Below are 18,478 nucleotides of genomic sequence, written 5' to 3' on the forward strand. Positions count from 1 at the left end.
CCCGCGCGCGAGCCCGGTGGACAGCTGCGGCCGACGACGGCGCCGGGGAGGAGCGGGGGTTTGCACCGTCCCGGGGACCCCGCGTACCCTCGGCTCCATGCAATGCCTGTGACCGCGCCTCCGTCACCCTCCACCCGCCCGCTCGGCGCGGGCACGAAAGGCATTCTCATGTTCCCCTCGACCACCCTCCCCCTGCACGGCAGGACGGCGCTCGTCACCGGCGTCTCACGCCGCCGGGGCATCGGGTTCGCCGTCGCCTCGCGGCTCGCCGCGCTGGGCGCGAGCGTCTTCATCCACCACTACCGCCCGCACGACGTCGACCTGCCGTGGGGCGGCGACGACCTCGAGGCCGTCCGCGCCGAGCTGCGGGAAGCGCTCCTGCCGGGTGCGGCGTTCGGCGACCTGAGCGCCGACCTGCGCGACGCGCAGGCGATCCCCGGCCTCATCCAGAGCGCCCGCGCCCTCACCGGGCGGCTCGACATCCTGGTGTGCAACCACGCGCAGAGCGGCGGCGACGGTTCCATCCTCGACATGACGGCCGAGCGGCTCGACGCATTCTGGACGGCCAACACGCGCTCGACCCTGCTGCTCACCCAGGCATTCGCCGCACTCCACCGCACGGCAGCACCGGATGCCCGACCCGGTGAGCGCGCGGCGCGCACCGAGCCCTTCACCGAGCCCGTGGGCCGCGTGTTCTGGATGACCTCGGGCCAGATCCACGGTCCGATGCGCGGTGAGGTCGCCTACGCGACGAGCAAGGCGGCGCTGGCCGGGATCACCAAGACCGTCGCCGCCGAGCTGCTCGATCTCGGCATCATCCTGAACACGATCGACCCGGGCCCCGTGAACACCGGCTATCTCGACCCCGAGACGACCGACCGGCCGCTCGAGGAGATCACCGAGTACATGCGCAGCACGCCGTTCGGGCGCTTCGGCGAGCCGGCCGATCCCGCGCGGCTGATCGCCTGGCTCGCGACGCCGGACGGCGCATGGGTCGTCGGACAGGTGCTCTCGAGCGACGGGGGCCTCGGGCTGGGCTGAGCGGACGCTGGCTTCGCGCTCGAAACCGCTCGAACCGTGGTCCCGGCTAGAGCCGCACGACCTCGGTGACTCGCACCACGGCCGACCCGGCCTCCTCCGATTCGGCGAGGTCGACGACCGCGCGGATCCGCCAGTCGTGGTGGCTCTCGGGGTCGTCGATCGTCTGCTCGACACGCCAGAGACCGGATGCCGCGGCCTCCGTCTCATCGATCTCCACCAGACGCGGCGACCTCGCCGGTCCGCCCGTCAGCACCTCGTCGTGCTCATCGAAGTAGGCGTCGAGCGCGGCGGGCCAGTCCACGTCGGGGTCGAGGAGGAGCAGCTCGTCGTCTCTCTGCCGCGCGGCGAGCTGCACCCGGCGGAAGAGCTCGTTGCGCACGAGCACGAGGAACGCGCGGCGATTGGTCAGCACCGAGGGAGGTGCGGGCGGCACGATGTCGGCGGCCGGGCCCTGACCCAGCGCGTCGACCGGGTTGATCAGCGCCTCCCACTCGTCGACGAGGCTCGAGTCCACCTGTCGCACCAGCTCGCCGAGCCACGCGATGAGATCGAGGAGGTCGGAGGTCTGCGCCTCGGACGGCACGGTCTGGCGGATCGCACGATAGGCGTCGCTCAGGTACCGCAGCACCAGGCCTTCGCTGCGGGCGAGCTGGTAGTGGTTGATGAGCTCGGCGAACGACAGCGCCCGCTCGAACATGTCGCGCACGACCGACTTGGGCGAAAGCTCGAAGTCCCGCACCCACGGCTGGCTCGTGGCGAAGACCTCGTACGACTGGAGGAGCAGCTCCTCCAGCGGCTTCGGGTAGCCGACCTCTTCGAGGAGCTCCATGCGCTGGTCGTACTCGATGCCGTCGCGCTTCATCGCCGCCACCGCCTCGCCCCGGGCCAGGAACTGCTGCTGGGAGAGCACCGGCCGCGGGTCGTCGAGCGTCGACTCGATCACGCTGACGACGTCGAGCGCGTAGTGGCCGGTGCCGGCGGCGCCCGGGGCGTCATCGGGGTCGAGCAGGCCGATCGCGGCGAGCGCGAACGGCGACAGCGGCTGATTGAGCGCGAAGTTCGGCTGCAGGTCGACCGTGAGCCGGATCGAACCGTCCGGGCCGACCTCGACGACATCGGCGGCCAGCAGCGTGCGGAAGATCGCGAGCGCCCGGCGGGCGAGCTCGTACTGCCGAGCGCGGGGCTCGTGGTTGTCGCGCACGAGCGAGCGCACGTTGGCGAACACGTCCCCGCCGCGCGCGATGACGTTGATGAGCATCGCGGCGGTGAGCTGCAGGTGCGGCACGAGCGGCTCGGGCTCGGCGTCGACGAGGCGCTCGAACGACGCCTCGCCCCAGTTCACGAATCCCTGCGGCGCCTTCTTGCGCACCACCTTCTTGAGCTTCTTCGGATCGTCGCCGGCCTTCGCGAGCGCGGCCGCGTTCTCGATGTCGTGCTCGGGCGCCATCACGACGACCGTGCCCGCGGTGTCGTAGCCCGCGCGGCCGGCGCGGCCGGCGATCTGGTGGAACTCGCGGGCGCTGAGCTGCCGCATCCGCTGTCCGTCGTATTTGGTGAGGGCGGTGATCAGCACCGTCCGGATGGGCACGTTGATGCCGACGCCCAGGGTGTCGGTGCCGCAGATGACCCGCAGCAGCCCGCGCTGCGCCAGCGTCTCGACCAGCCGCCGGTAGCGGGGCAGCATCCCGGCGTGGTGCACGCCGATGCCCGCCCGCACGTACCGCGACAGCGTGCGGCCGAACGCGGTGTTGAAACGGAAGCCCCCGATGGCCTCGGCGATCGCGTCACGCTGCTCGCGGCTGACGACCCGGATGCTCGAGAGCGCCTGCGCCCGCTCCATGGCCGCGGCCTGCGAGAAGTGCACGACGTACACGGGCGACTGCCCGGTCTGCAGCAGGTCCTCGACCGTCTCGTGGATCGGCGTGCGCGCATAGGAGAAGTGCAGCGGTACCGGTCGCTCCACTCCGGTGATGCGCGCCGTCGGCCGGCCGGTGCGGCGCGAGAGGTCGTCGGCGATCGCGGTGACGTCGCCCAGCGTCGCCGACATCAGCACGAACTGGGCGCGGGGAAGCAAGAGGAGCGGGACCTGCCAGGCCCACCCGCGGTCAGTGTCTCCGTAGTAGTGGAACTCGTCCATCACCACCTGGTCGGCCTCGGCATCCGCTCCTCGCCGCAGTGCGAGGTTCGCCAGGATCTCGGCGGTGCAGCAGATGATCGGCGCATCGGGGTTGACCGACGAGTCGCCGGTGACCATGCCGACGTTGGCGGCGCCGAAGATCTCGACGAGGGCGAAGAACTTCTCGCTCACGAGCGCCTTGATCGGCGCCGTGTAGTAGGTGCGTCCGCCCCGGGCGAGGGCGGCCGCGTGCGCGGCGACGGCGACCAGCGACTTGCCGGTGCCGGTCGGCGTGGACAGGATGACGTTCGAGCCCGAGACGATCTCGATGACCGCCTCGTCCTGCGCCGGATAGAGGGTCAGGCCACGGTCCGAGGCCCACTCGACGAAACCCAGGTAGGCGGTGTCGTCGTCGGCGCCGCGCGGGACGGCGTCGAGCAGGGAGACGGGCATGCCCCGAGTCTGCCAGGCCGGAAGGCGACTGCCGGCCCGGCAGAGATCGAGGAAGCGGTCGGATGCCTCGGCTCAGCTCGCGAGCGCCGCCGCGATGATCGCCGCGTACGCCTGCTGCCCGGCCACGTTGGCGTGGAAGCCGCGATCGCTCGTCGCCTTTCCCGACACGAGTCCGCTGACCCAGCGGGCGCCGGTGTCGCACAGCGCGTGCCCCTCGAATCCGGCGGTGACGTCGACGTACTCCACGGCCGGGTCGCCCGTGAGCGCCTTGTAGCCCTCGACACCGGCCATGATGGCCGCGTTGACCTGGGTGAGCGCGAAGTTGACGGCCGCCGCCTGCTGCGCGGTGAACTTGACCGGCGTGCCCTGGTAGGCGCCGACGCTGCAGCGCGAGGTGACCTCGCCGAACAGCATCGGGTAGCCGGTGACGATGATCATCGCGTTCGGCGCGAGCGTGCGCACGGTGCCGATCATCGTCCCGATGCGCGTCGGAAGCTGCCCCAGCGCCAGCGCGGCCGCCTGCAGGGCCTCCGCGCAATCCGCTGCGGTGCCGGCACTGCTGCAGTCCTGGAGCGCCTGCTGCCACGCGAGGTCGTTCACCCCGGCGGTGATCGTGACGAGCTGCGTCGCCGATCCGAGATCGCCGAGCTGGCCCGAGACGTCCTGCGTCGTCGCGCCCGCGCACGCGCTCGACGCGACTCCGCCGGTGCCGAGCATCGCGCTCAGCAGGACCGGATACGCCTTCTTCGAGCGCAGACAGCTCTGGTCCACGTAGGGGAGGTTGCCGGTCCCGGCGGCCTCCGAGTCGCCGAGCGCGACGTATACGGCGCCCGGCTCGGCGGCAGTGGCAGCGGGTGCGGCGCTGAGGACGGACAGCCCCAGCGCCAGGATGGCGGCCAGCGCGATGGCACGACGTTTCATGATTCCCCCTTGAATCGAGTGATCGGGTCGATCGATTCCCCCCAGAACCGTCCCGGGCGCGCAGGGCGGAGCGGGATGTGGCCGACGATAGACCTGCGGGCGCGCCGCCGCCAGGGGGTGGGCGACACGGCAGCCCGACTCGCATGCTCATGGCGGAACACCCGCGCGGGCGCCTACGTTGAAGACGTCGACGAAAGGATGCCGATGACCGACACCACCGATGAGATCACCGTCGTGCGAAACGACGAGGACACCCGCTACGAAGTGCACGTGGGCGACGTCCTCGCGGGGTTCACCACGTTCCGCGTGGACCGCCAGGGACGCTACCTCTACCCGCACACCGAGGTGGACCCGGCCTTCCGTGGCCGCGGACTCGCACAGCAGGTCGTGGCCGAGGCGATGGCGGACTCCGCGCGCCGCGGCGAGACGGTCGTGCCGCACTGCCCGGTGGTCGTGAAGTACCTCCAAGACCACGACGTGCCCGGACTCTCCATCGAGTGGCCCTCGCACGTCCACCCCGAGTGACGACACCGCGCAGATGACCAGGCTCGACACCGACGCCGCCGTCGCGACCGAGGCATCCGCCTCGTGCGACGGACCGCGCTCGCTGCTGCTCGAGGCGCGCGACGTGCCGCTCGGCGGCGTGCGGGCGATGGAGGTGCGACGCGCGCTGCCGCAGCGCGACCTGCCCCTCGTCGGGGCCTGGTGCTTCCTCGACCGCTTCGGTCCGCAGGTGACGCGCATGCGGGTCGAGCCCCATCCCCACATCGGGCTCCAGACGGTCACGTGGCCGTTCGTGGGAGACGTCCGCCACCGCGACTCCGTCGGCAGCGACGTGACCGTCCGGCGGGGTGCGCTCAACCTCATGACGAGCGGTGCGGGCATCGCCCACTCCGAGTACTCGATCGGGGAGGATGCCGCACCCCTCGACGCGCTGCAGCTGTGGGTCGCCCTTCCCGAGGGGCGGCGGCACGGCCCTCCGGCGTTCGAGCAGCACGCGGTCCTGCCCGAGATCGAGCTCACGGCCGTCGAGGGCTCGCCCGGGTCGGCGACCGTCGTGCTCGGCGAATTCGCCGGCACCGCCTCGCCCGCCACGACCTACACCCCGATCGTCGGCGCGGAGATCCGCGTTCCCGCCGGGTCGCGTGTGCGCCTGCCGCTCGATCCGGCCTGGGAGCACGCGCTGATCGGGGTCGAAGGCGATGTCGCCGTACACGCCGGTCCCGACCCGGACTCCGGCGTCGGTGTCGACGGCCGCCACCTGCTCTACCTGGGCATCCACCGCGAAGCGATCGAGGTCTCGAGCACCGCGGGCGCGACGCTGTTCCTCCTCGGCGGGGAGCCGTTCGAGGACGACATCGTGATGTGGTGGAACTTCGTCGGCCGCACGCACGAGGAGATCGTCGATGCCCGCGAAGCCTGGGAGGCCGGCGGCGAGCGCTTCGGCCGGGTGGTCGACCACGGCGACGAGCGGATCCCGGCCCCGCCGCTTCCCGCCGTGCGCCTCACGCAGCGGCGGCGCCGGGTCTGACGGGCGCGGTCTCTGACCGGCTGAGGCGCCGGCCCTGCCGCCGGATGCACGAAGGGCGCCCGGGCCGAAGCCCGAGCGCCCTCCCTTGCCTCAATCCCTACGGGACATCGACCGTGAGCACGGTGCGCACCTGCGAGTCGCCATAGCGGACGACGCCCAGGTAGCTTCCGGCCTCGAGTCCCGACCACGACACGGAGAACTGCGTCGGCACGCTCTCCGTCACCGGGAGCGGGTTGGGCGTCGCGGTGAGCGAGCCCTCGCCCTCCGGCATGACGACCGTGTTCGTCGCCTGCCACGTGAACGGCGCGGTGTGCGAGTACACGTGCGCCTCCACCAGGTAGGTGCCCGCCGTCGGGGCCGTCAGCTGGACCGCCTCATCGGCGGATCCGGATGCCGACGACCACGTCTCGTAGTAGCTCCAGTTCTCGGCGTCGACAACGCGGTAGACGGAGAGATCCAGGTCGGATCCGGCGTCGTCCGCCGAGTCGAGGGCGAAGCGGGCCAGTTCGGCACCCTCCTCCACCTCGACGACGTAGTAGCTGTAGCCGTCGTCCGCCGCACCGGTGGTCTCGTCGCCGTCCACGAGCACGTTCTCACGCGCCAGTCCTGCCAGGTTCAGCGGGAGCGTGCCGGTGAGGCCGGGCGTGATCTCGACGTCGACGCTGCCGTCGGCGCCGCTGCCGTCGACCGAGGCCGGGGCATCCGCCGTCACGGGGAAGACCGCGATCGGCGAGCGCACCGCCGTGGCACCGCTCGTCCAGGTGAGCGAGCCGGTCGCCCACGTCTCGACGGCGGCTGCGGCCTTGGTGAACGTGACGGAGAAGGTCTTCGTCTGACCCGCCTTGTCGAAGGTCAGCGTGCGGGGCTCGACGACCACATCGACGCCCTCGACCTGTGCGGACGCGGTGAACGTGCCCGCCTTCGTCGAGGTGACCGACCGCGTGACCGTCTGCGGACCCGCGAGCGAGCCGATGCCGATCGAGGCGAGGTTGAGGTCGCTCGCGTCGGTCGGCTCCACGCCGAAGTCGGCCAGCTTGAGACCCTGCAGGTAGCCCGCCCACTCGGCCGGACCGTTGAGGTACAGCAGGCCCGCGTCGAAGAACTTCGTCGGGTCCACGTGACCGGCGCCCTGGGCGAACGGATCCGTGCTGGTCGAGCCGTCGTCGTTGACCGTGTCGTACGCGGTGGTCATCAGCGCGGACTTGACCTCGGAGGGAGAGGCGAGCGGCCGCTCACCGAGGTAGAGCGCGCCGAGGCCGGCCACATGCGGGGACGACATCGAGGTGCCGGACTTGAAGCCGAAGGTGGGAGCCTCCTGCGGTCCGTTGTGGGTCGCCGCGAGGATCGCGACGCCGGGCGCCGAGACGTCGGGCTTGATGACGTCGCTGCCGTCCGCGAGCATCGGGCCGCGGCTCGAGAAGCCCGCGACGACCGGCGTCGGGGTCTCGACGCCCGTCACGTTCGCGCCGACCAGGGTGGCCGTCGCGCCCGCCGTGTTGCGCACGTAGTCGAGCAGCGCGGCGCGGTGCTGGGCGTTGAGGTGCACCGTCGGGACGGAGTGGAAGTCGTTGTCGAGCGAGCCCGGGTTGACGTTCACGAGGATCATCCCCGTGCCGCCGGCCTCGGCCACGGCCTGCGACTTCTCGACGCGGGCGTTCGTGCCGCGGTCGCACACCACGATCTTGCCGGCGACCTTCGCCGGGTCGAGCTTGCCGAGGAAGCACAGGGCCGCCTCCGTCGTGGGCGCGCCGCTCGCGGCGACATCGCCGGCGTAGACCACCGGACCGGTGACCGTCTCGCCGAACGGAACGCTCACCGAGGCTCCCGCCTCCTCGAAGCCGTTGGGCAGCTGGACGGTGCCCTCGTACGTCGGGATGGTGGATGCCGCGACCGTCGTGTACCAGGGCGCCGCGTGGTCTGCGGTGGAAGCCCCGGGCCCGTCGTTGCCGGCACTGACGGCGACGTAGACGCCCGCCGCGGCCGCGTTGAAGAACGCGATGTCGTCGGCCTGCAGGACGGTCGTCGCCGACCCTCCGCCGATCGAGTAGTTGATGACGTCGACGCCGTCGGCCACGGACTGGTCGATCGCCGACAGCAGGTCGCTCAGCGCGCAGATGTCGTCGGTGGTGACCAGGTCGTCCGGACCGACGTAGCACGCCTTGTACGAGGCGACCTTGGCCGCGGGCGCGACGCCCGAGACCTTGCCGAAGTCGACGCCCTCGACCGACGCCTGGACGCCGAAGTTGCCGGCGGCCGTGCTGGCAGTGTGCGAGCCGTGACCGTCGCCGTCGAGCGGGGACAGGTAGTCGTAGCTGAAGTCGAACCCGGCCGCAGCCGCGCCCTCGCTGAAGTAGCGGGCGCCGATGAGCTTCGTGGAGTAGTCGTGCTTGTTCCACCCCTCGCCGGTGACGATGGTGCCGCGGAACTGGCCGCCGTCGACCTTGTCGAAGACGACGGTGTCGCCGTTGACGGTGTACGGCTCGGCTCCGGCCCTCTTCTTGAGCGCCGTGCCCGCGAAGGACGGGTTGGTGGCCGCGATGCCGGTGTCGACGACGCCGACGACGACGCCCTTGCCGGCCTCCTTCACCCCTCCGACGGCATCCCAGACGCCGCCGGTGCCCTTGGCACCTGTGCCGAGACCGAGGAACTCGGTCGAGGGCACCGCGGTGGGGTGGCGCACCTCGTCGGCGTAGACCGCGAGGACGTCCTTGCTCCCGCGGAGCTTTGCGACGCTCTCCCCGGTGAGGTCGGCCGCGAAGCCGTTGAGGGTCACCTGGTAGGTCGCAGCGGGCTCGACGCCCGCGTCGGCGGCGATGTCCTTCTGCTGCTTCTTGAGGTGCGCGACGTACTTCTGCGACGACGCCGAGTTCGCGTCGAGCTGCTTGCCCTTGTCGGGCTTGGTGCGCGCGAGGCCGCTCTCTCCGCCCTCGTAGGTCGCCAGCGGGGCGTCCTTGAGCAGGACGATGTAGCGACCGGCGGGAGCGTCGATCGGGATGGGGGTTCTCACCTCCTCCGGCGCTGCAGCGAAACTGGCGGTAGCTGAACCGGTGAACAGGGCGGCGAGTGTGACGACCGCTGCTGCTCGCACGGAGGTTCGACCCATCGTGTGGCCTCCAACGAAGGTGGTGCAGGACTGAAAAGCCGCGCAACATCGTCGGAGCGCAACAGGCTCAAACGTAACCTCGGGCCGGGACGGCTCACATGAGGACTTGGTGAGAAACGCGGAGTCGAGGGCAAGTACTGTGGGCAGGTGGCCCACACATCGCGACTGTCGACGAGCGTTCTGCTCACCTGCGCCGCGATCGGCGTGGCGGCCGGTGTGCTTCAGGCGGGCGCCGGAGCGATCAGCGCCCCCGTTTCGGCGGCCGTGCCGATCCTCTACGGGCTCGTGCTCGGTGTGCACGTGCTGCCCGGTGTCGTCGCCCAGGAGCTGCTCCGCGCACCCTGGGTCGCGCTCATCACCCACCTTGTCGCGGCGCTCGTGGCGAGCGCGGTCGTCCCGGTCTGGATCGGCCGCTACATCGGCACGGCACTCCTCATCGGCGGCCTGCAGGAACTCATCGCCGCGGTCTCGCGCTACCGGCGCTGGGAGCCCTGGCGCTTCTACCTCTCCGCGGTGATCATCGGCGCGGTGATCGCCGCGGCGATCTGGTTCGCGGCCGACATCTCCCGCTTCCCCCTGTGGGGACAGGTGGTCTACGTCGCGCTGTTCCTCCTCGGGCCCGTGCTATGGACGGCGGTCGGCCTCGCGATCGGTCACGCCCTGCGTCGCGCGGGCGTGCCGCGCCACCGCGCCGGCTGACAGGATCGACGGCTCCGTCCACGGGTAAGGGTCGGCTAAGTTAGGAGAGACTTAGTTCCCTTCGACCAGGAATCTCCGTGACCTCACCCGAGCGCGACCCCTCCGCCATGCTGGCGGCGGTTCCTCCCGTTCCCCTGGTGAGGGTGCGGGATCTCGGGATCACCCACGACGGTGAGACCTCGCCGGCTCCCGCCTCGGTGTCGTTCGACATCGCCGCGGGCGAGGTCGTGCTTCTGCTCGGACCGAGCGGGTCGGGCAAGTCGACGCTCACGCTCGCGCTGAACGGCCTGATCCCCCACGCCGTCCCTGCCGACGTGACCGGCTCGGTCGAGGTGGCCGGGATCGACACGCTCGCGACGACCGTCGCCGAGCTCAGCACGCGCGTCGCGATGGTGTTCCAGGACCCCGATGCGCAGCTCGTCACCGGCACCCTGCTCGACGAGGTCGCCTTCGGCCCCGAGAACCTGCGGATGCCGGTGGCCCAGGTGCTCGAACGCGCCGAGACCGCGCTGCGACGCGTCGGCCTGTGGGAGCGGCGTTCCGAGAACCCCGACCGGCTCTCGGGCGGCGGGCGGCAGCGGCTCGCGATCGCCTGCGCCCTCGCCATGGGATCGCCGCTGCTCGTGCTGGACGAGCCCACCGCGAACCTCGACCCGCGGGGGATCGAGGAGGTCTACGCCGCCCTCGCCGAGCTCGTCGCGTCGGGGGACCGGGCCATCCTGCTGGTCGAGCACAACCTCGACGCCGCCGTCGGGTTCGTCGACCGCGTGATCGTGCTCGACCAGGACGGCGGGCTCACCGCCGACGGCACCGTGGACGACGTGCTGCGCGGCCGCGCCGACGAACTGCACGACATGGGGGTGTGGCTCCCGGTCTCCACGATCGCGGCGCTGCGGCTTCGTCGCGCCGGGTATGCGCTCGACCCGCTCCCCCTCACTCCCGCCGAGCTTCACGCCGCGCTCGAGGGGGCCGACGCGCCGGGCTCCTCAGTCCCGGTCGCCCCGGCCCCCGCGGACGGTTCCGGCTCGCAGACTCGGAACGACACCCCCGAATCGGATGCCCCGGCCCCCGGCATCCGAATCCATCCCCAGAATCCGATTCCGGCGCCGGAAGGGTCCGCCGCTCCGGCGCCACGAACGGCCGAGGCGTCCGCGCCGCTCATCACCGTCCGGGGCCTCACCCTGCGTCGCGGCCGCACCGAGGTGCTGCTCGACGTGCGACTCGACATCGGCGCCGGCGAGTTCGTCGCAGTCGTCGGAGCCAACGGCGCCGGCAAGACGAGCCTCATCCAGGCGCTCGCCGGGGTCGTGCCGCCCCCGCGCGGAACCGTGCACGTCGACGGGCTGGACGTCGGCCGCTCGGATGCCCGCACCCTGTCGGCGCGCATCGGGTTCGTGTTCCAGAACCCCGAGCACCAGTTCATCGCGCACACCGTGTTCGACGAGGTCGCACACGGTCTGCGCCTGCGGCAGCTGCCCGACGACGAGGTGCACGACCGCACGATGGCCCTGCTCGAGCGCTTCGGACTCGAGGCCAAAGCCCGTACCCACCCCTTCCTCTTGTCGGGCGGACAGAAGCGCCGGCTGTCGGTGGGCACCGCACTCGTGGCCGGCGCCCCGGTGCTCGTGCTCGACGAGCCCACGTTCGGGCAGGACCGCGCCCGGGCCGACGAGCTGCTGCGCCTGCTGCGCGAGCTCAATGACGAGGGCACCACGATCATCGTCGTGACGCACGACATGCAGCTGGTGACCGAGTACGCCCACCGCACCGTGGTGCTGGCGGACGGCCGGGTGCTCGCGGCCGCGCCCACGCCCGACGTCTTCGGCGACACCGCCCTGATCGAGCGCGCCGGCCTGCGGCTGCCGCCGCTCCGGCGAGCGCTGCACGGCCTGGCGCGGCATCCGCAGCTCGCCACCACGGTGCGCCTCGCCGACCTTCCCGCCCCCATCGACGCATCGTGCGACCCGGCCGGGGGTGGCGCATGACCGCGACCGGGCCCCTGACTGCCGCGCAGGCCGTTCACACGACGCTCGACCCGTACGCGCAGCGCGTCCACGCGTCGCCGGTGCGGTTCCTGTACGCGCTCAATCCGCTGGCGAAGCTCGCTGCACCGCTGCCCGCGATGGTGCTGCTGGTCTTCGTGCGGGATGCCGCGACCCCGGTCGCGTTCCTGGTGCTGAGCTACGCGATCCTCCTGGTGGGGGTGAGCTTCACCCGGCGCCTGGCCGGACTGCTGCTGCTCGCGCTGCCCGCGGGCGCCCTCCTCATCGGTCTCGGCTTCTCGCTGTGGACCGAGGCGTCGCGCGTCGACCAGTCGGTCGTCGTGCTGCAGCTGGGCTCGTGGACGCTCTACGGCGGCGCGCTCGCAATCGGACTGGCGACCGGCCTGCGCATCGCGGCGATCGTCGCCCTGACCCTGATCGCCGGGCTCTCGACGACGGGCCCCGACCTGGTCCGGGCCACCGTGCAGCAGCTGCGCGTGCCGTACCGCATCGGCTACACCGCGCTGGCGGCCTTCCGGTTCGTGCCGAGGTTCGGGCACGAGCTCGAGGTGATCCGGCAGGCGCATCGGGTGCGCGGCGCGCACGGCGGTCGCGGACCGTTCGCCGCGATCGCGCGGTGGTTCGGCTACGTCGTCCCCCTCATGGCCGGCGCCATCCGCCATGCCGAGCGCGTCGCCCTGGCGATGGACGCGCGGGCATTCGGCGCCCACCCCGACCGCACCGAGCGTCACCTCGTGCCGTTCCGTGCCCGCGACGTGGTGTTCATCGCGCTCTTCTGGGTCGCGTCCGCCGCGTTGTTCTGGATCTTCTTCCCCTGGGGCATCGCATGAGCCGCGTCCCCTTCACCCCTCGACCCCCGGAGGACCCATGGCGCTCGCCAGCAGACTCGTGAAGCCCGAGACCCAGGGCCTGGTGCACCTGACCGTGCTTCGAAGCGAACGGCTCTCGCCGCATTGGATGCGCGTCACCCTCGGCGGCGCCGAGATCGACGCCTTCCGTCCCCTCGGCTACGACCAGTGGTTCCGGCTCTTCCTTCCGCTCGGCGGCGACGAGGGGCTCGAGCGCCTCCCCGCCAAGGCCAACAAGCTGTTCGGCTACCTCCGGTACCTGCGCATCCCCGACGGCGTCCGGCCCGTCATGCGCAACTACACGGTGCGCGCCTTCCGCCCCGCGACGGACGAAGCGGATGCCGAGCTCGACGTCGACTTCGTCCTCCACGGCTCGCCGGAAGACGGCACGGCCGGTCCGGCGTCGCGCTGGGCGCAGACGTGCGAGCCCGGCGAGAGCGTCGTGCTCATCGACGAGGGTCTCGCCTTCAACCCCGAGCGCGGCACCGACCGCGTCGTGCTCGTGGCCGACGAGACCGGTCTGCCCGCGATCGCCAGGGTGTGCGCGTCGCTCCCCTCCCACGCGTCGGGACTCGCGATCGTCGAGGTCCCGTCCGCCGAGGACGCCCTCGAGTTCGAGCACCCCGCGGGCGTGACGGTTCGGTGGATCGTGCGCGACCACGACGTCAAGCCCGGAACGCCCGCCCTGCAGGCACTGCGCGAGGCTTCGCTTCCGGATGCCCCGTTCCACGCCTACATCGTCGGCGAGCAGGCGCTGCCCACCGAGGCGCGCCGGCACCTGGTGACCGACCGCGGAGTGCCGAAGGATCTTGTGAGCTTCTGCGGGTACTGGCGGGTCGGCGCGGCGTCCCCGACGCCCAAGGCGCAGGCCGCGAACGCAGAGGCCCACGCGTGAGCCGCGTCACCACCTCGTTCCTGCTGACGTGCGCCGCGATCGGCGTCGCCGGCGGGATCCTGCTCTGGGCCGCGGGCTGGGTGTCGTCCGTGCTCTTCGTGACGGTGCCGTTCGCCTCGGTCGCGGTGGCCGGGCTGTGGCTGCTGCCGGCCACGGTCGCACTGCGACTGCTCGAGCGACCGCTGGCCGGCATCCTCGTCGGAGTGCTGTCGGGCCTCGTGGTGTTCCCGTGGCTCGGCGCCGCGATCTGGTGGGCGGTGTTCGCCGAGATCCCGTTCATGCTCGGCCTGTACCGGTACTGGAAGACCTGGCAGTTCTACGCCGGCGCCCTGTTCGTCGGCATCGTGTATCCGTTCGCCGCCGCGGCGTCGTTCGACCTCGCCACCATGCCGCTCTGGGCCGTCGTGGCGTTCTTCGCGCTCACGATCGCGAGCTGCGTCGCGGGCGTGGGCCTCGGCATCCTGATCGCCGACCGGCTGAAGCGCGCAGGCGTCGCCAAGCTCGCGCGGCGTCGTGGTCTGGCGACTCGTGGCCTCGGCCGCGGCGACGGGCCCGCCGGCCAGCACTGAGCCCGGGCTGGGGGGTTGGTGTCCGCGCGTTCCGGCGCGGCTCCTGCCGGGGTGAGGGCGCCGTTTCGGCCCGGGGTCGCGGCACGGCTTCCGCCGGGGTCAGGCCGCCGGTTCTGCCCGGCGTCCCGGCGCGGCTCCTGCCCGGGTCCCCGGCGCGGTTTCTGCCGGGGTCAGGGCGCCGTTCGGCCCGGGGTCCCGGCGCGGCTCCTGCCCGGGTCAGGGCGCCGTCTCGGCCCAGGGTCCCGGCGCGGCTCCTGCCCGGGTCAGGGCGCCGTTTCGGCCCAGGGTCCCGGCGCGGCTCCTGCCCGGGTCAGGAGATCTGCCGCAGTCAGGACCGAAACGGCTCAATCCGTCCTGAACAGGGCAGATCCCCTGAGCTCGGCGACCCGACCGTGCGCCGGTTCTGCCCGGGGTCCCGGCGCGGCTCCTGCCCGGGTCAGGAGATCTGCCCCAGTCAGGACCGAAACGGCTCAATCCGTCCTGAACAGGGCAGATCCCCTGAGCTCGGCGACCCGACCGCGCGCCGGTTCTCGCGTGCAGACGTGTCGGCTCCGGTCGGGATACCAACCAAAGGTTCTTTCACCAGTGGCACGCGACCCTCGCAACTCCCGGCTCCTTCTGGAATCGTTGGGCCGTGTCGTCATCCCCCGTCGTCGAGGTCCGGTTGGCTCGCGACGCGGAGCTGGAGCACACCGTCCAGCTGCGATGGCTCTGGACCCGGGAGACCGGCGACGATCCCCCGGTCGATGAGGCGGCGTACGTGAAGGCGGCCGCGGAGTGGGCGCGCGCCCATGCCGCCACCCATCTGCCGCACATCGCCCTCGACGCCGACGGCACCATCGTCGGAATGGCGTGGCTGGCGCTGACCCCGCGCGTTGCGACGACGCGCAGCCTCGATCGGTGGTCGGGCGACCTGCAGTCCTGTTACGTGCTTCCCGAGCTGCGAGGCGCCGGGATCGGCGGCCGGCTGGTTCGCGCGGTGCTCGCGACGGCCCGCGACCGCGGCGCCGAGCACGTCACCGTGCATGCCTCGCCGGCCTCCGCGCGCCTGTACGAACGCAACGGCTTCCGGACCAGCGGTCGACTTCTCTGGGCGGATGTCGCCGTCGAAGGCGGCTAGAGAGTCCGAGCGATCACCTGCACCGGCCGGGCTTCCCGGGTCAGGAGATCCGCCCGCATCAGGCCCGGATGGGTGGATTCGATCCTGAGCACGGCAGATCCCCTGAGCCGGGGCGGTGGCAACCGAAGCGAGGAAGCGGAGAACCGTCGGCGATCCGGCGTGGTCCGAAGATCGGCCGCCGCGGCGATCGACCGAAGTCAGGAATTCCGCCCGCATCAGGACCGAATCGGCCGAATCCATCCTGAGCACGGCAGATCCCCTGAGCCCGGCCGACGCACCCGAGCCCGGCCGACGCACCCGAGCCCGGCCGACGCACCCGAGCCCGGCCCGCGCACTGTCAGCCCACCCGGCGCACGGCACCCGGCACCCGGCGCCCGGCACGCGCCACCCGGCGACCCGTCCACAGCACCCCGGGCGACCGTCCTGCCCGTGGCCTAGTGTCATCACCATGGCCACGACGGCGACGGCGTATCTCACGGGGTTCGGCCGCTACCTCCCGGGCGATCCGGTCGACAACGACGGGATCGCGGCCCGACTCGGCGGCGACGACCCGGTCACGGAACGCATCCGGCGCCGCATCCTCGAGTCCAACGGCATCCGCCGCCGCCACCACGCGCTCGACGAGCACGGCGAGCCGACCGAGCTCAACGAGGAGCTCGCCGTCAAGGCGCTCCAGGCCGCCCTCGACGACCGAGGGATACCCGCCGACGATCTGCGCATGCTGGCCTGCGCGACGACCATGGGCGATGTGCTCGTGCCGGGCTTCGCGTCGATGGTGCACGGCCGTCTGGGCGGCGGCCCGATGCAGCTGCTGTCCGCGTCGGGCGTCTGCGCGTCGAGCCTGGCCGCGCTCGATGCCGCGGTCAGCAAGATCCGCCTCGGCGACCATCCGGTGGCGGCGGTCGTCGGGTCGGAGCTGCCGAGCCGGAGCCTGCGCCAGCGTCGCTTCGACGGCATCCGGGCCGGCATGGACTCGCACTTCCTCCGCTGGATGCTGTCCGATGGCGCGGGCGCCGTCGTCGTGGAGTTCCAGCCGCATCCGACGAAGCCCTCGCTGCGCGTGGACTGGGTGCGCCAGGTCTCCCTCGCCCACGAGCACGACGTGTGCATGCGCGCCGGCATGGCCGGTGCCGAGCCGTCGCTCGGCAGCACGTGGCAGGACGTGGGAATCGACGAGGCCGAACGCCGCGGGATGTTCGTGCTGCGGCAGGACGTGAGCATGCTCGACGACCTCGCCGACGCCGGCATCCGCCAGTTCGAGGAGCTCGTCGACATCGGCCTGGTCGACGTCCATCACCTCGACCACGTGGTCTGCCACTACAGCACCAACATGTTCCGCGACGTCGCGTTCGACGCACTGCGACGCCGCATCCCGACGCTCGACACCGACCGCTGGTTCTCCAATCTCGAGACGCGCGGCAACACCGGGTCGGCGAGCATCTTCATCGCCCTCGAAGAGGCGTGGAGCGCCGGCCGCTTCGCCCCGGGCGAGACCGTGCTGCTCGCCGTGCCCGAGTCCGGACGATTCTCGTTCGCCTTCGCCCACCTCACCGTGGTCGCCCCATCCGATTTCTCAGGAGCAGTGACATGACGACAACCTCGACGACCGTTCCCGCCGATGCCGTGCCCGCAGCAGCGGCCACCGTCTCCGACCGCCTGGCCGAAGTCTGGACCGAGCTCGAAGAGCACCTGTCGCGTGTGCCCCTCCTGAACCGGCTGGCCGACGGCACGGTGACCCTGGAGGACTACAAGCGCCTGCTGTTCAACCTCCGCCAGCAGGTCGTCGACGGCTCCCCGTGGATCTCGCGGGCCGCATCCAGCTTCGACATCGAGCACTTCGAGCTGCGCGCGGCGGCGATCCGCCACGCCGAGGAGGAGCATCGCGACTACCTCATGATCGAGCGCGACTATGTGGCGATCGGCGGCTCGCTCGCCGAGCTGCGCAGCGGCCGGAAGAACGTCGGCTCCGAGGCCTTGTCCGGCTACATGTTCCACTACGCCGGGCAGCCGAATCCGGTGGGGCTGCTCGGCGCCATGTTCATCATCGAAGGTCTGGGCGCCAGGCGCGCCGCCGGCTGGGCCGCCCGCTTCCAGGAGGTGCTCGGGCTCGCCGACAATCAGGTGCACTTCATGCAGTACCACCAGCAGGCCGACAGTGCGCACACGGGCGACCTCGACGCGATCCTCACCTCGGGGATGATCGACGACGCAGCCGCCGACGACATCGTCCGCTGCGCCCAGGTCGTCGCCCGGCTGTACGCCCTTCAGCTCGAGGAACTGGACCGCTGACATGGCGGCGCCACGGCCCTCGCTGCCGGAGTTCGTCCGCTCCGACCCGAGCATGTGGGAGGCGGTCTACGCCGACCCGTCCGTCCCGCTCGATCGCGCGCTGGTGCGACAGATCATCGACGACCAGCGACGCCTGTCGCGGCGCTGGCTCTACCCGATCGCGCGGGTCTTCTCGCGCGTGCTCGTCGCGCTGATCTCGATCGTCAAGCGGGTCCTGCCGTTCCGATGGATGCCACTGGCCACGATGGACTTCCTGTGCGTGTGGTTCCTCCGGCGGTTCGTCTCACCTGACGCCGTCGAGCTGCTCATCCGGCACTTCGTCGTCGAGACGAATCTCGTCAACTTCATCATCCGCAACACTCCCGTGGACATGGCCCCGGTGACCCTGCGGCCCGAGACGCTGGCGGGACTCGGGGACTCCGCCGTCGTCGAGCACGACGTCAACGTGTACGACGTGCTCATCGCGCTCGACAAGGTGCCGCTGACCCGGCCCGAGACCCTCGACTTCGCCCAGCTCGACATCCCGCGCCTCGACGCGGAGCGCGGCCGGCGGCGGTTCATCCGCCTCGACATCCAGACCGCGCTGTGCTTCATGAACATCCCGTTCTCGATGGCGCTCACGGTCGAGGAGTATCGCCGCGCCGTGCACTCGATCCGCTTCGACGACTCGTTCCTCGAGATCCTCGCGCTGGTCTGCGACGACGAGACCTTCCGCCACTGGAAGCTCGGCGGCGTGAGCCTCTGGATGGACTCGAACGTGGACGTGCCGCGGATGGTCTACCGTCACGCGCTGGTGTGCGAGTACGCGCATGCCCGCCTGGTGAAGCTCGCCGGCGGCGCCTATCCGCGCCAGACCCCCGCCGCCTTCGACTGACGGTGCCGGCTGCCGC

15 protein-coding genes are annotated in these 18,478 nt (G+C 71.5%); 12 read left to right on the top strand and 3 right to left on the bottom strand.

Annotation, left to right across the window (positions count from 1 at the left end):
• Positions 1-168 precede the first annotated feature (168 nt).
• On the top strand, positions 169-1,041 hold the full coding sequence (locus SOM19_RS00560; protein WP_320484607.1) for an SDR family oxidoreductase: 873 nt from the start codon (positions 169-171) through the stop codon (positions 1,039-1,041).
• Between the two features lie 46 nt (positions 1,042-1,087).
• Here the strand turns inward: SOM19_RS00560 and SOM19_RS00565 are convergent, their stop codons facing one another.
• Both SOM19_RS00565 and SOM19_RS00570 read right to left on the bottom strand, forming a co-directional pair.
• A complete protein-coding gene (locus SOM19_RS00565; protein WP_320484608.1) occupies positions 1,088-3,610 on the bottom strand; it encodes a DEAD/DEAH box helicase in 2,523 nt (840 codons plus the stop codon).
• A gap of 72 nt (positions 3,611-3,682) precedes the next feature.
• The gene (locus SOM19_RS00570) at positions 3,683-4,531 is read right to left on the bottom strand and encodes an SGNH/GDSL hydrolase family protein (protein ID WP_320484609.1); all 849 of its coding nucleotides are present in this window, start codon (positions 4,529-4,531) and stop codon (positions 3,683-3,685) included.
• A gap of 204 nt (positions 4,532-4,735) precedes the next feature.
• Between SOM19_RS00570 and SOM19_RS00575 the strand changes: the two genes are divergently transcribed.
• Positions 4,736-5,056, top strand: a complete 321-nt coding sequence (locus tag SOM19_RS00575) for a GNAT family N-acetyltransferase (RefSeq protein ID WP_320484610.1) — start codon at positions 4,736-4,738, stop codon at positions 5,054-5,056.
• 13 nt (positions 5,057-5,069) lie between these two features.
• A complete protein-coding gene (locus SOM19_RS00580) occupies positions 5,070-6,062 on the top strand; it encodes a pirin family protein (protein WP_320484611.1) in 993 nt (330 codons plus the stop codon).
• Positions 6,063-6,159: 97 nt separating this feature from the next.
• On the opposite strand, the gene SOM19_RS00585 is transcribed toward SOM19_RS00580, so the two are convergent.
• Positions 6,160-9,069 (bottom strand): S8 family serine peptidase, encoded by a 2,910-nt coding sequence (locus SOM19_RS00585; protein ID WP_320484612.1) that lies wholly within the window; start codon positions 9,067-9,069, stop codon positions 6,160-6,162.
• 243 nt (positions 9,070-9,312) lie between these two features.
• Here SOM19_RS00585 and SOM19_RS00590 point away from each other — a divergent pair, with 243 nt between their 5' ends.
• From SOM19_RS00590 to SOM19_RS00630, 9 genes are all read left to right on the top strand, one after another.
• The gene (locus SOM19_RS00590) at positions 9,313-9,864 is read left to right on the top strand and encodes an ECF transporter S component (protein ID WP_320484613.1); all 552 of its coding nucleotides are present in this window, start codon (positions 9,313-9,315) and stop codon (positions 9,862-9,864) included.
• 107 nt (positions 9,865-9,971) lie between these two features.
• Positions 9,972-11,849, top strand: a complete 1,878-nt coding sequence (locus tag SOM19_RS00595) for an ABC transporter ATP-binding protein (protein WP_320486633.1) — start codon at positions 9,972-9,974, stop codon at positions 11,847-11,849.
• Positions 11,846-12,697: an energy-coupling factor transporter transmembrane component T gene (locus SOM19_RS00600; RefSeq protein ID WP_320484614.1), complete on the top strand. Its 852-nt coding sequence runs from the start codon at positions 11,846-11,848 to the stop codon at positions 12,695-12,697. The genes SOM19_RS00595 and SOM19_RS00600 overlap by 4 nt, the downstream gene beginning before the upstream one ends.
• 37 nt (positions 12,698-12,734) lie before the next feature.
• Complete coding sequence (locus tag SOM19_RS00605) at positions 12,735-13,610, top strand: siderophore-interacting protein (protein ID WP_320484615.1); 876 nt, start codon at positions 12,735-12,737, stop codon at positions 13,608-13,610.
• Positions 13,607-14,179, top strand: coding sequence for an ECF transporter S component (locus tag SOM19_RS00610; RefSeq protein ID WP_320484616.1), 573 nt, complete (start codon positions 13,607-13,609; stop codon positions 14,177-14,179). Before SOM19_RS00605 ends, SOM19_RS00610 begins: the two co-directional genes overlap by 4 nt.
• A gap of 634 nt (positions 14,180-14,813) precedes the next feature.
• Complete coding sequence (locus SOM19_RS00615) at positions 14,814-15,299, top strand: GNAT family N-acetyltransferase (RefSeq protein WP_320484617.1); 486 nt, start codon at positions 14,814-14,816, stop codon at positions 15,297-15,299.
• Positions 15,300-15,747: 448 nt separating this feature from the next.
• A complete protein-coding gene (locus SOM19_RS00620; RefSeq protein ID WP_320484618.1) occupies positions 15,748-16,890 on the top strand; it encodes a 3-oxoacyl-[acyl-carrier-protein] synthase III C-terminal domain-containing protein in 1,143 nt (380 codons plus the stop codon).
• Positions 16,887-17,588: an iron-containing redox enzyme family protein gene (locus SOM19_RS00625; protein WP_320484619.1), complete on the top strand. Its 702-nt coding sequence runs from the start codon at positions 16,887-16,889 to the stop codon at positions 17,586-17,588. The genes SOM19_RS00620 and SOM19_RS00625 overlap by 4 nt, the downstream gene beginning before the upstream one ends.
• Position 17,589: 1 nt before the next feature.
• Positions 17,590-18,462, top strand: a complete 873-nt coding sequence (locus SOM19_RS00630) for a DUF6999 family protein (protein ID WP_320484620.1) — start codon at positions 17,590-17,592, stop codon at positions 18,460-18,462.
• Positions 18,463-18,478 lie beyond the last annotated feature (16 nt).

The organism is Microbacterium sp. CFBP9034, from assembly GCF_034045255.1.
Classification (GTDB): Bacteria; Actinomycetota; Actinomycetes; order Actinomycetales; family Microbacteriaceae; genus Microbacterium.

What these genes read in the sequence shown, in the direction of transcription:
- SOM19_RS00580 (WP_320484611.1), top strand. Translation starts at nt 5,070, where the DNA reads ATGACCAGGCTCGACACCGACGCCGCCGTCGCGACCGAGGCATCCGCC.
- SOM19_RS00630 (WP_320484620.1), top strand. Translation starts at nt 17,590, where the DNA reads ATGGCGGCGCCACGGCCCTCGCTGCCGGAGTTCGTCCGCTCCGACCCG.
- SOM19_RS00595 (WP_320486633.1), top strand. Translation starts at nt 9,972, where the DNA reads ATGCTGGCGGCGGTTCCTCCCGTTCCCCTGGTGAGGGTGCGGGATCTC.
- SOM19_RS00620 (WP_320484618.1), top strand. Translation starts at nt 15,748, where the DNA reads ATGGCCACGACGGCGACGGCGTATCTCACGGGGTTCGGCCGCTACCTC.
- SOM19_RS00560 (WP_320484607.1), top strand. Translation starts at nt 169, where the DNA reads ATGTTCCCCTCGACCACCCTCCCCCTGCACGGCAGGACGGCGCTCGTC.
- SOM19_RS00565 (WP_320484608.1), bottom strand. Translation starts at nt 3,610, where the DNA reads ATGCCCGTCTCCCTGCTCGACGCCGTCCCGCGCGGCGCCGACGACGAC.
- SOM19_RS00575 (WP_320484610.1), top strand. Translation starts at nt 4,736, where the DNA reads ATGACCGACACCACCGATGAGATCACCGTCGTGCGAAACGACGAGGAC.
- SOM19_RS00600 (WP_320484614.1), top strand. Translation starts at nt 11,846, where the DNA reads ATGACCGCGACCGGGCCCCTGACTGCCGCGCAGGCCGTTCACACGACG.
- SOM19_RS00605 (WP_320484615.1), top strand. Translation starts at nt 12,735, where the DNA reads ATGGCGCTCGCCAGCAGACTCGTGAAGCCCGAGACCCAGGGCCTGGTG.
- SOM19_RS00570 (WP_320484609.1), bottom strand. Translation starts at nt 4,531, where the DNA reads ATGAAACGTCGTGCCATCGCGCTGGCCGCCATCCTGGCGCTGGGGCTG.
- SOM19_RS00625 (WP_320484619.1), top strand. Translation starts at nt 16,887, where the DNA reads ATGACGACAACCTCGACGACCGTTCCCGCCGATGCCGTGCCCGCAGCA.